Origin of the sequence: Mesorhizobium sp. ESP6-5 (assembly GCF_020164695.1) — a bacterium.
In the GTDB taxonomy this organism is placed as follows: Bacteria; Pseudomonadota; Alphaproteobacteria; order Rhizobiales; family Rhizobiaceae; genus Mesorhizobium; species Mesorhizobium australicum.
Window position 1 is genome coordinate 35319 of the sequence record NZ_JAIUGR010000010.1, and the last position, 12525, is coordinate 47843.

The following is a 12525-nucleotide window of genomic DNA, read 5'->3' on the forward strand; positions in this document are numbered from 1 at the left end:
GGCGAGCGAACCCGCCACGGCTTGATTGGTTGTTTAGGCGGATTCGCCGACGGCCTTTTCGGCCGCTGCGATGGTCGCCCTGCGCTTGGCGATTGCCGTCTCGCCGATGGGCGGCCCCTGGAAGCGGCGGTTCTCGACGGCGAACCACAAAACGACGAGCAGAACGATCAATCCGATCGCATAGTTGATCAAGATGTCGAAGGGCGGTTGGATGCCGGCATACATCAACACCAGAACACCAAGCACGGTGATGACCGCGAACGGCTTTGACCAGATGCCGAGCCGGAATGGTCCGAACTCGGTCCAGCTCTTTCCTTCCGCAAGAAGTCCGGCCGCGATCGGCATGGCGTAGGAGACATAGAGGAAGAGTGCGCAGCCGGCTGCCAGCGCCGCGAAAGCCGGCGAATAGAGCGTGGCGGCAATCGACAGAACGACGCCGAGCCAGATGGCCGGGACGGGCGTGCGCCAGGTCGGCGAAACCTGCTTCCATAAAGATGACCCTGGCAGACCTCCGTCACGCGAAAAGGCAAAGATCATGCGCGAGGTCGAAGTGAGCCCTGCTAGCGCGCACAGATAGTTCGACAGCACGATGGCGATGCCGAGCAGAGCCTTGAGCCAGGTTGGCGCCGGCAGATTGTTGAACAGGTTGAACCAGGCATTGCCGCCGTCCTTGGCGGTCGCCACGAGATCGGGGCTGGCAAGGACGAAGGAGACCGCCATGACGAAACCGAAGACGAGAGACCAGAGGACCGCGTGGATCATGCCTCTGGGCACAGCGACGCGGGCATTGTGCGTTTCCTCGGCGGTATGCGCGGAGGCGTCAAAGCCGGTGATCGTGTAAAGCGGGTAGAGAAGGCCAATCAGGAAGGCCACGAGTGCGGTGCGGGCCGTCGGAACATAGCCACCACCGAGATCGCCGGTCGTGTTGACGAAAGTCGTCAGCCGCGCGAGGTCGAAGCCATGCGCGCCCCAGATCAGGAAGGTCAGCGTCAGCACGACCGCGACAACGAGGATGAGGTAGCCGGAAAAATCGGTCAACATCGTCGTCGTCTTGATGCCGAGATGATTGAACAGACCTTGGGTAACTGTAATCAAGACGACTGCCGCCGTCTGTTGCCAGAAGCCCCAGGCCGATGTGTCCCAGCCGAAGATCGGGCCAGCAACGAGCCCCTGAAACAGCAGGTAGACGCCGACATTCACCGAAGCGACGACGAAGATCAGGCCGAGCAAGTTGATCCAGGCCGTGGCCCAGCCCCAGCCGCGTCCGCCCAGGATCGAGGACCAGTGATAGAGGCCGCCGGCTGTCGGATAGGCCGATCCGATCTGGCCGAGAGACGCCGCGACCACGAGCGCAAAGACGCCGCCGATGACCCAGCCGATGGTCGCCTCGAAACCGCTGCCGGTCGCCATGGCCAGCGGAAAAGACGTAATGCCGCCCGCCAGAATGCAGATGATCGAGAAGGAAATGGCGAAGTTGGAGAAGCCGCTCATGCGGCGCGCTAGTTCCTGGGCGTAGCCCATACTGTGGAGGATTTTTGTGTCCTCCGACTTGTCAGAGTGATCAGGTGTTGTCATGTCAGAGTTCCCCTGTTGGTTCTTAGCTGGCCGATTGAACTGACTTTCCGACTGCGCTTCGTCGAGAGCCCTTGGCCTCCTCTGGCTCCAGATCCGAAAAAATGCCCGTGAGCATATCCGCCCATTTCCGCTGCCCGGTTTCGCCGGAGATTTCATCGTTGCGGATTTCGATCATCGCGCAGGGTAGCCCGCGCGAGCGCGCATGCCGTTCCAGCGTGAAATAGACGCGGTCGGCCGGCGAATAGGGTTCGTTGATGCCGACGGTGATGCCTGAGAGCCGTTGCAGCGCCGATATCAGCGGCGACGCCAGCCGGCGATCATCGTCATGGATGATGCCGATATGCCAGGGCCGATTGCGGCCTTTATAGACCGGCGTGAAGGAATGAACGGAAACCAGGCGGGTCTCCTGGCCGCGCGCCAACCGGTCCTCGACGATGCGCTCGATGGCGCCATGGAACGGTTGCCATGACAGGGCGACCCGCGCCGCGCGCTGTTTTTCCGACAGGCCGGTATTGCCCGGTATGGCAGTGGTTTCGCTGACCGGCGGCACCAGGTCCGGCGCATCGAGCGGCCGGTTGCAGTCGATGACGAGACGCGAAATGCGGGCTTCGACCAGCGTCGCATCGAGCGCCTGCGCCATCCGCAGCGCAACCGGCAAAGCACCGGGATCCCAAGCGATATGGCGGGACAGGTCGTCGACGGCAAGGCCGAGCGTGCCGAATTCAGCCGGAAGGAAATTGGAAGCGTGATCGCAGGTCAGCACGAAGGGGCTCGATCCGCCGGGGTTCGTCACCCTCACGGTATCAGACGATGCAAGGCTGGCGGGCCGCGCTGTCTCCATAGTCCTGCCGTCCCCTGGGAGCGCTGTATCGTATGTTACGTATTTTGTTTCATTGCGTCCCGGTGGATGATTTCATACAGTTTGTTTGGCTTTGTCAAATGCGATCTGGGGAAAAGACGGTCGGCGGGCCAAGGGTGGGGAAAAGATGATTTCCAACATTGCCGAATTGATTGCCGACCGTATCGGCGCGATGCCCGCCGGCGAACGGCGCGCAGCGCAGACGCTGATCGCGAGCTATCCGATGATCGGCCTCAAGACAGTCGCCGAATTCTCATCCGCGGCCGGCGTCTCCTCGCCGACGATCCTGCGTTTCGTCGCCCGGCTGGGCTTCCAGAATTACCCCGAGTTCCAGTCGAGCCTGCAGGATGAACTGGCGGCGCAATTGCAATCGCCGGCGATACGAACGCTCAACCCGCCCTCGCCTAGTGGCGGCACGGTGTCGCCCATGCTGGAAGCAACGCTCGACAATATGCGCGAGACCTTCAGGCACCTGTCCGACAAGCAGCTTGCCGACATTGCCACCAGGCTGGCCGAGCGGCGTGGCAAGACATTCCTGATCGGCGGCCGCTTTACCGACCCGCTGGCGCGCTACATGGCCGCCCATCTCGCCGTCATCCAGCCCGATGTCTTTCACCTCGCCGGCCAGGAGAGCATGTGGCGTGACCGGCTGATTGACATGGGCAAGCGCGACGTGCTGGTGATCTTCGACATCAGGCGCTACCAGGACAGCCTCGTCCGCTTCGCCGAGAAGGCGCATCAGCGCGGCGTTCAGATCGTACTGTTCACCGACCAGTGGCTGTCGCCGATCGCCCGCTTTGCTCGCCATGTCATCGCCGGACGAACCGCCGTGCCTTCCGCATGGGATTCCTCGGCGGCACTTTTCGTCGTCGCCGAAACGCTGATCGGCGCCGTCACCAGGCAACTCGAGGCCGACGGCGCCCGGCGCATCCGCGAGATGGAAGGCCTGCGATAAGCAGAATCCTCCGGATCACTGCATCGGCTTCGCGGCCGTCTCGGTTTCACGTTACCGAGATTTAATGTGCACGATTGCGTGATAATTGCCATAAACCGCTGATATCGGGGTGTGGCGTGGCCGGATTTTTGCCGCCCGCCCGCATCGTCGCTGTGCCGTTCCTTTGCGAATGGCCGACGATTTCTGAAACCGGAGTGTCGATGCGGACCTGGAAGCAAATTGTCGTTGCGCTTGTGATCGTGGTCGCCGCCGCGGCCGCCTGGGCACGCTTCTATCCAGGCGCGCCGGCAGTGCTGGCGCGCTGGGGGATGGATTGGGCCTACGCGGCAACGCCTCCCGCCGGAAGCGGTGCGGACGGCGCGAAACAGGCTGGCAATCGCAATGGAGTCCGGCAGGTCAACGTCGTCGCCTTGCCTGCCGGTACGGCCACCATAAACGACCGCCTGCAAGCGATCGGCACCGGCCGTGCCAACGCCTCGGTGACCGTCAATCCCTACAGTTCCGGCCGTCTTGCCGAGTTGCTGGTCGAATCCGGCACTCATGTCGACAAGGGACGGATCATCGCAACGCTCGATTCCGAGACGGAGATCATCGCACAGGACCGCGCCAAGCTTGCCTTGCAGGATGCTCAGTCCAAGCTCGACCGCGTCAAGTCGCTGCGTGCCTCCAACGCGGCGACACCGGTCGCGGTCGCCGATGCCGAAGTGGTTCTGGCCGGCGCCAAGCTGGCGCTTCAGGATGCCGAGCTTGCACTGCGGCGCCGCTCGATCCTGGCGCCGATCACCGGCACGGTCGGCATCCTGCCGATCTCGGCCGGCAATTACGTCACCAACCAGTCGGCGATCGCCACGCTTGACGACCGGTCCTCTATCCTGGTCGATTTCCAGGTACCCGAGCGCTTCGCCGCCGCCGTCAAGGTCGGCGCGCAATTGACGGCGACGCCGATCGCCAATCCGAGCAACGCGTACACCGGCACGGTTTCGGCGATCGACAATCATATCGACGAAAAGAGCCGCACGCTTCTGGTCAAGGCCACCATCGCCAATCCGGCCGATTCGCTGCGCGCCGGCATGTCGTTCTCCATCACCATGAAATTCCCCGGCGAGACCTATCCGGCCGTCAGCCCGCTGGCGATCCTGTGGGGTTCGGACGGCGCCTATGTCTGGCAGGTCGAGGACGGCAAGGCCAGGCGCGTGCCGGTGCGCATCATCCAGCGCAACACCGAGACCGTATTGATCGACGCGGAGATCGACAGCGGCGACATGGTGGTCACCGAAGGCACCCAAAGTGTCAGCGAAGGCGGCGAGGTTCGCATCGCCGGCCAGGAGCAGCGCGCCGCCAACGCCGCGGAAGGCTCATGACCGGCTCCGTCAACGCCGCCAGCGATACCGGCTTCACCGCGCTATTCATCCGCAGGCCGGTCATGGCGTTCGTGCTGAACACTCTTATTGCCGTTGCCGGCCTCGCTGCCTTCTACGGTGTCGAGATCCGCGAACTGCCCGACGTCGACCGCGCCGTCGTCACGGTCTCCACGACCTTCGAAGGCGCGGCCGCCGAAACCGTCGACCGCGAACTGACCGACACGATCGAGGGCGCCGTCGCCCGCGTCTCCGGCGTCAAGTCGATCTCGTCTTCCTCCTCCTTCGGCTCGAGCCGCGTCACCATCGAGTTCAACGACGGTGTCGACCTCAACGTCGCCGCCTCGGATGTGCGTGATGCCGTCGGCCGGGTCGCCAACCAGATGCCCGATACCGCCGATCCGCCGCGCATCGTCAAGGCCGATGCCAATTCCGACGCGGTGATGCGGCTGGCGGTGACTTCGGACACCATGTCGATCCAGGACATGACGGTGGTGGTCCAGGACCAGATCGAGGACGAACTGGCCGCCGTGCCCGGCGTCGCCGACGTTCAGGTCTATGGCGACCGCGACAAGATCTTTCGCATCGATGTCGACCAAAACAAGCTCGCCAGCCTCGGCTTCACGGTCGCCGACCTCCGGGCGGCGCTTGCCTCCGTCGCCTTCGATTCCCCGGCCGGATCGATCACAACGACCAACCAGGACCTGATCGTCCGCACCACGGCCGACGTGACGACGCCCGAGGAATTCGAAAACATCATCATCGGCGGCACGACGCGCATCCGCGATGTCGCGACCGTCACGCTCGGCCCCGATGTTGGCCAGACGACGCTGCGTTCGGACAGCAAGACCGGAATCGGCCTCGGCATTATCCGCCAGGCGGAATCGAACACGCTGGACATTTCGACGGGCGTCCAGGTCGCCGTCGCCAAGCTGCAGGAGAACCTGCCCAAGGGCATGTCGATCAAGATCACCAGCGACGACGCTGTCTTCGTCAAGGGTGCGGTGCACGAGGTCGAGATCGCGCTTGGGCTGTCGGTTACCATGGTGCTGATCGTCATCTACATCTTCCTGCTCGACTGGCGCGCCACGCTCATCCCCGGCCTGTCGATGCCGGTCGCCATGATCGGCACCATCGCCGCCATCTATCTGGCCGGCTTCTCCGTCAACATCCTGACGCTGCTCGCTTTGGTGCTGGCGACGGGCCTTGTGGTCGACGACGCCATCGTCGTCTTGGAAAACATCGTGCGACGGCGCAACGAAGGCATGGGGCCGCGTGCGGCGGCCGTGCTCGGCGCGCAGGAAGTGTTCTTCGCCGTCGTCGCCACGACACTGACGCTTGTCGCCGTCTTCGTGCCGATCTCGTTCCTGCCCGGCCAGACCGGCGGCCTGTTCCGCGAATTCGGCTTCGTGCTTGCGATGTCGGTGCTTCTGTCCTGCGTGGTCGCGCTGACGCTTTGCCCGATGCTTGCTTCGCGCATGCTGACCAGCGCGCCGCTTCACCACGAAGGCGGCCAAGGCGTCGGCGCTCGCATCGGCGGCGTCTTGAATGCCGGCTACAAGCGCGCGCTGCACGCTTGCCTCGATGCGCCCTGGATCGTGGTTCTGGTCGCGGTGCTGTTTGCCGGCGTCGCCTTCGCGCTATTCGGCACCATCCGCCAGGAACTGACGCCGACCGAGGACCGCGCCGCCGTGCTGTTGCGCATCAACGGCCCGCAAGGCGTCAGCCTCGACTACACGACGCAGCAGATGCAGAAGATCGAGCGGCTGATCCAGCCGATGCGCGATTCCGGCGAGATCCGCTCGACTTTCGAAAACGCCGGCCAGAACGGCTCCTACAATTCTGGCTTCATGGTGATGACGCTGGCGCCGTGGGACGAGCGCAGCCGCAGCCAGCAGGAGATCATGGCCGAGATCAGTCAGTTGACCAGACAGGTGCCCAGCGTGCGGATCTTCCCGGTCCAACCCAACAGTCTCGGCATCCGCGGCGCCGGCAACGGCCTGCAATTCGCTCTGGTTGGCAACGACCGGAAGGCGCTTGGCGATGCAGCGATCAAGATCATCGCCGAAATGCAGAAGGATGAGCGCTTTCAGACGCCGCGCCTGTCGATCGACCCGACGCAGCCGCAACTGGCCGTAGCTATAGATCGTGAGCGCGCCTCCGATCTCGGCATCGACATCACGGGGCTCGCCAACACCATGCAAGCCATGCTCGACGGCAACGACGTCGTCGATGTCTACATTGCCGACCGCAGCTACGGCGTGAAGCTGGTCTCGACGACCAATCCGATCAACGACCCGACCGACCTGGAAAATGTCTTCCTCAAGACCGCGGATGGCCGCTTCGTGCCGATGTCGACCATCGCCACCTTAACCGAGCGCGCCGTGCCGCCGTCGCTGTCGCGCGAACAGCAGCAGCCATCGGTGGCGATCACCTCCAACCTCTCTGGCAATTTCGCGCTTGGCGATGCGCTGACACGCGCCGAGCAGATCGCCACGCCGCTCCTGCCGCCCGGAAGCCGCATCCTGCCCCTGGCCGAGGCTGCGACTTTGGGTGAAACCAACAGCGCCATGGTCACCATCTTCGGCTTCGCCCTGGTCATCATCCTCCTGGTGCTGGCCGCTCAGTTCGAGAGTTTCGTCAGCGCCGTCATCATCATGGCGACGGTGCCGCTCGGCCTCGCCTGCGCCATTTTCGCGCTGCTGCTTTCGGGCACCAGCCTCAACGCCTACAGCCAGATCGGCCTGGTGCTTCTGGTCGGCGTCATGGCCAAGAACGGCATCCTGATCGTCGAATTCGCCAACCAGCTACGAGATCGGGGCCTGGGCGTGCGCGAAGCGATCGAGCAGGCTTCCACCATCCGCCTGCGGCCGGTGATGATGACGATGATCTGCACCATACTTGGCGGTGTGCCGCTCGTGCTGGCCGCCGGCGCGGGCGCCGAGGCACGCGTGGCGCTCGGCTGGGTCATTGTCGGCGGGCTTGGCCTGGCCACCATCTCGACACTGTTCCTGACCCCGGTCGCCTATCTCCTGCTTGGCCGCTTCGTCACGCCGAAGACCCATGAGGAAGCACGGCTGAAGCGCGAACTCGAGGAAGCCGCCTACACCAACGTGGAACCGGCGGAATAGAGATACCCTATTTCAGCAGCCGGCCCTCGATCGACCAACGCGCGGCAAGGAAGTTCAGCACGGCCGCCACGATGACCCCGCCGATCTTTGCCGGCCACACACCGCCGATGCCGGCGAAGAGTGCGATCGACAGGCTGGACACGCCGAGCGAAATCAACGCCCCAGCCGAGACGAAGCGCAGGAAGGCATCATGCAGCCGAATGGCGTGATTGCGTTCGAACGACCAGAAGCCATTCGCCACGAAAGAGAAGATGACGGCAATCGACCACGAGATGACATTGGCGGACAGCGGCGGGGCGTGCAGCTTGAGCAGCAGGAAAAAACCGGCAAGGTCGATGGCCGTATTTGCCAGTCCGACCAGCGCAAAACGGACGATCTTGCTGCCGGTCGAACGCCGTGGCTGAACGCCATTCATTCCCGGCCGTCCAAGATCTCGACACCGGCTCGGGCCAGGCTCGCGCCGAACGCATCCGAAGCCAGAACGCCGAATTCCACTTCGCGCACGCCTTGCATCGGGTCACGCGCGCACAGCGTTTGGTCGACATGGCCGGGGTGGCACATGAACAGCCCACGGTCCGACAGCGCCTCGACGGCAGCCTCCAGCAGGGGGGCGAACTTTTCGGGTTGCCGCCAGTCATAGATGCCGGCGAGCGGCTTCAAAACGGCAAAGCCGGCGCGCTGCATCGATTGGTTGAAGCCGGCGGCCACGGCAGCGATTGCCGCGATTTTCGGTGCGGCGGCGACATCGCTCAGCGCCGGAGCGCCGCGCAGCACCGGCCTGCCGGCAGTGTCGGGAAATCGTGTCCGCAGCCAGCCGCGCACGACAGGCAGGAAATGCACGTGCTGATGACCGTCGATGAAGTCGGGCTTGCGGCCCAGCGCCTCGACGAAACGGCTATATTGCGCATCGAGTTCGGCATGGACGTCGCGCTCGTCGACCCGCCCGCGCAGGATCGGCAGTGCCAGCGAACGAAGCGGCGGCAACCGGCCCTCGGGCGCCAGGCTCGACTTGCCTGTGACCGCTGGCTGGTCCGTAAGGGTCAGGTGCAGCCCGATCGCCGCGCGGCCGCGCAGCGGCTTTATGCGCGCCGCCGCCTCGGCCCATTCCGGAAAACCGGTCATGCAGCTGGTGCCGGTCAGGCGTCCGCGGTCGAGCAGGTCGAGAATGCCGGCGCAAACCCCTGGTGCCAGCCCGTAGTCATCGGCGATCAGGCGAATGCGCCGCGTCATCCGCGGGACGCGCCCGGCGGCTTGTCGTGAGCGGTCTCGCTGAGCACCACATCGCGCACCAGATAGACCGGCCGGTCCTTGCTCTCCGACAGCGTGACCCAGACATATTCGCCGATCAGGCCGAGCAAGGTGAGGTTGAGGCCGCCGAGCAGCACGACGGCGACCATCAAGCTGGGGTAACCAGGCACGGCAACGCCGTAGAACATCACCTCGAAGAACACTTTGGCGCCGTAAACGACGCCCGCCAGCGCCGCCAGCATCCCGCTCAAGCTGATGATGCGCAGCGGAATGACGGAAAACGATGTAAACCCTTCCAGCGAAAAGGCGATCAGGTTGAGCCGGCTCCATTTCGACGTGCCGATGGCGCGGTTTTCCGGCGAATAGGATATGGCTTTCTGACGGAAACCGGCCCAGGCGAACAGGCCCTTGTTGAAGCGCCGCTTGTCGCGCAGGCTGGTCAGCGCGCGCACCACGGGACCACGCATGACGCGGAAATCACCGGCGTTCTCCGGAATGTCGAAACGCTGGCTGCTGTTGATCAGGCTGTAGAAAAGTCGCGCCAGCTGGCTGCGCCGCCAGCTCGCCTCGCGGCGGTCGTTCTGCGCGTATACGACGTCGATGTCTGGGCTTTCCACCAGCTCGGCGATCATCTTCAAGCTGATATCCATGGAATGCTGCAGATCCGAATCCATGATCAGCACCATGTCGCCCCGCGACTGGTCGAGGCCGGCGAGCACCGCGACCTCCTTGCCGAAATTGCGGCTGAGGCGAACGATCTCCCACGATCCCGACAGGGCTTGCGAAAATCGCCTGGCGCCATCGTCGAGGCTGCCGTCGTCGACCAGGATCTTGTGGACGGCCATGCCGAAACGGCTTGATACCGCTTCCTCGAGCCTGTCGAGCAGGGCGGCAAAGGCCGGCGCCGATTGCGCCTCGTTGAAGAAGGGCGCCACGATGTCGAGTTTTTGACGCAGATCAGCCATGTGCAACGGGTCCGACGCTCACGATCTTTTCGCGCGCCTTGGCCCAGAACCACCAGATCAGCGAACAGGCGATGAAGGTGACCGCGATCGGCCGGAACCAAGGGTAGAAGAAATCATGCATGTGGCGCTCGACGCTGGTCAAACCTGTGAGGAACAATACCGTCGACAGCACCGTGGCCAGGACGCCGCCACGCTCCTCCCGCCACAGTGTGGCGATAGCGAGGCCGGCGGGCACGGCGATCATGGCATAGGTGTTTGGCTCGACACGCGGATTGAAGACGCACATGTAGAAGGCTGCCGCCAGGAAGATCGCCAGTCCGGCAATTCCAGGCTGGAGCTTGCGGTCGAACCAGAAGACGGTCGACAGCGTAAGCAATGCCCCGACGATGCGCACGATCGTGGCGGCGAACTCAGGCATGGGCAGCCCGGCCGAGGTGAAAGGCGCCGTGAAGTCGGTAGGGACAAAGTGGCCGGACTTGTCGACGGCCATGGAGGTCAACATGCGGGCGAAATCACCGTACTGCTGGTTGAGGTAGCCGGCAGGCGCGAACGCGTACGGTATGGCCAGTACCAACAGCACTGCCAGCACGAGCACGGGTATCAGCCGCAGGCGCAGGGCTCCCACCAGCAAAAGCATGATGATCGCGGTCGGTTTGGCGATGATGGCGACCGAAGCCCAGAAGAAGGTCTCGGCGCGCCGCCCTTCGAGCGCCGACAGGGTCAGGAGCCAGCAGGCCGCGGTCAAAAGGATCGTCGCCTGGCCGTTGCGGATGGCACCCAGCGCCATCGGCAGTGCAAGGAAGAGGCCGAAGGAAAGCAGCCATGGCAATTCCTCACCGCCGATTTTGCGCACTTGCCGCATCGCCGCGAAGGTGAGCGCTGCGAAGCCCACCACATGCCACACCACGCCGCCCAGATAGGGTCCGAGCTTCAGCACCGGCAGGTAAAGCGCGGCGAAGGCTGGCGCATACAGGTACCCCATCTCGGATTGAAGATTGTACAGCGGCCGCCCGGTCAGGAACGCTTCGCTGCCATATCCATAGGCCTGCGTCACCGTGCGCGTGCCGGGCGACCATAGCACCAGGCCGAGAACGATCAGGAATGCCCCGATCCACATGCCCAGCCCCAAACGATCGAAAACCGGCTTGGAAATCGTCATCAATTCACCCCGCACGCCATTTGGCAAGACGCCTCAGCCTTGGCGCCGTCCCGGCATTCGATGGCGGCGACATATCACGGACAAAGCGACGAGGCATAGGGGCCGAAAGACGCGGCGATCAATTTCGGGGATTGTCAAGGATGGTCGACCGAACTGGAAAAAGCGTCCAGAAAGCCTGCGATCGCCCTTCCGGCGCCGCATAAGACGGCATCAGGGCCGGATGAACACCTTGCCGTTGGGCTTGGCCAGTTCCGCCGGCATTCGCGCCATTGCCTCGGCCAGCGGAATGACCGCCGTCACGTCGGTCGACCAGCGTCCGTCGGAAAAACGCTTCTGTGCCTCGAGGACCGCCGGACCTCGCCGATCCCTGGATTGCCGCATCCACTCGCTCAGCCAGAAGCCTTCGATGTGCTTGTGCTGGAAGATCAGCTGGCCAGGCTCGCGGATGATCGTTGCCTCGGGATCAAGCCGGCCGTAGATGATCCAGCGCGCCCTTTTTGGCATCGCGTTGAAGATGGCTGACGCCAGCGGCCCGGTGACGGCATCGAGGAAGATGCGCGGCTGTTCGGCCTTCATCACCTCGCGCAGCGTGGCCTCGAAATCAGGCACCTTCTCGTTGAGGACATGCGCCGCTCCAAGTTGTTTCAGCAACGCGATCTGCTCGTCACGGCGCACCGTGACAACAGGCCGAAACCCTTCCTCCCTCGCCAGCCCGATGATCAGCTTGCAGAGCTGGCTCGCACCGGCGGTCATGACGAAGGCCTTTTCGCCTTCCTGCTTGACGATGTCGAACATGGCGATCGCGGTCAGCGGATTGACGATCATCGCAGCGCCATCCTCGTCTCGAACCGTATCGAGAAGCGGAATGCAGGCCGCCGCCTCGGCGACGGCATATTCAGCCCACGAGCCCCAATTGCTCAGACCGGTGGCGAAAGCGACGCGCTTGCCGACAAGGCTCTTGGGATAGGGCTCCTCGCTGCCCGCGACGACCGTGCCGACACCCTCGAAGCCGGCCGGACGGCCCATAACGCGCGGCTGGCCGTACTGGCCCTTGATGAAGGCGACATCCGATGGATTGATCGAAGCGAGGCTGACCTTGATCAGCACTTGGCCAGGTCCGGGCGCAGGCACAGGGATGCTGCCCGGCTCGAGATACGGCTCCATCGCCTCGAGCGCACTGCCGCTCGGCGTCCTCGTATAGCCGTCACCGACCAAGAGCAGCGCCTTCATTTCGGAGGGGATCGTCATTGACGGTATTCCTTGTTTGTCGGCGGC

Annotated in this window: 10 protein-coding genes; 3 read left to right on the forward strand and 7 right to left on the reverse strand. The window is 63.8% G+C overall.

From position 1 onward, the window contains the following. Nucleotides 1-33: 33 nt before the first annotated feature. Nucleotides 34-1575, reverse strand: coding sequence for an amino acid permease (locus LB524_RS17540; RefSeq protein WP_140618746.1), 1542 nt, complete (start codon nt 1573-1575; stop codon nt 34-36). 22 nt (nt 1576-1597) lie between these two features. Further along, nucleotides 1598-2416, reverse strand: a complete 819-nt coding sequence (locus tag LB524_RS17545) for an N-formylglutamate amidohydrolase (protein ID WP_224528780.1) — start codon at nt 2414-2416, stop codon at nt 1598-1600. A gap of 145 nt (nt 2417-2561) precedes the next feature. Here LB524_RS17545 and LB524_RS17550 point away from each other — a divergent pair, with 145 nt between their 5' ends. The 3 genes from LB524_RS17550 to LB524_RS17560 all read left to right on the forward strand — a co-directional run bounded on the left by LB524_RS17550 (nt 2562) and on the right by LB524_RS17560 (nt 7878). Then, nucleotides 2562-3389, forward strand: coding sequence for a MurR/RpiR family transcriptional regulator (locus LB524_RS17550; protein WP_015315801.1), 828 nt, complete (start codon nt 2562-2564; stop codon nt 3387-3389). A 200-nt stretch (nt 3390-3589) separates the two neighbouring features. Continuing rightward, nucleotides 3590-4750 carry an efflux RND transporter periplasmic adaptor subunit gene (locus LB524_RS17555; protein ID WP_224528782.1) on the forward strand — a complete coding sequence of 387 codons (1161 nt, stop codon included), beginning with the start codon at nt 3590-3592 and terminating at the stop codon, nt 4748-4750. After that, nucleotides 4747-7878, forward strand: coding sequence for an efflux RND transporter permease subunit (locus LB524_RS17560; RefSeq protein ID WP_224528785.1), 3132 nt, complete (start codon nt 4747-4749; stop codon nt 7876-7878). The genes LB524_RS17555 and LB524_RS17560 overlap by 4 nt, the downstream gene beginning before the upstream one ends. A gap of 7 nt (nt 7879-7885) precedes the next feature. On the opposite strand, the gene LB524_RS17565 is transcribed toward LB524_RS17560, so the two are convergent. From LB524_RS17565 to LB524_RS17585, 5 genes are all read right to left on the reverse strand, one after another. Further along, nucleotides 7886-8293 (reverse strand): GtrA family protein, encoded by a 408-nt coding sequence (locus LB524_RS17565; RefSeq protein ID WP_224528787.1) that lies wholly within the window; start codon nt 8291-8293, stop codon nt 7886-7888. Then, nucleotides 8290-9108, reverse strand: coding sequence for a ChbG/HpnK family deacetylase (locus LB524_RS17570; RefSeq protein WP_224528789.1), 819 nt, complete (start codon nt 9106-9108; stop codon nt 8290-8292). Before LB524_RS17570 ends, LB524_RS17565 begins: the two co-directional genes overlap by 4 nt. After that, entirely contained in the window at nt 9105-10091 is a 987-nt protein-coding gene (locus LB524_RS17575) for a glycosyltransferase family 2 protein (RefSeq protein WP_224528791.1), read from the reverse strand. Before LB524_RS17575 ends, LB524_RS17570 begins: the two co-directional genes overlap by 4 nt. Continuing rightward, nucleotides 10084-11250: a glycosyltransferase 87 family protein gene (locus LB524_RS17580; RefSeq protein ID WP_224528793.1), complete on the reverse strand. Its 1167-nt coding sequence runs from the start codon at nt 11248-11250 to the stop codon at nt 10084-10086. Before LB524_RS17580 ends, LB524_RS17575 begins: the two co-directional genes overlap by 8 nt. Nucleotides 11251-11460: 210 nt before the next feature. Beyond that, a complete protein-coding gene (locus LB524_RS17585) occupies nt 11461-12498 on the reverse strand; it encodes a zinc-binding dehydrogenase (protein ID WP_015315794.1) in 1038 nt (345 codons plus the stop codon). Nucleotides 12499-12525: the final 27 nt, after the last annotated feature.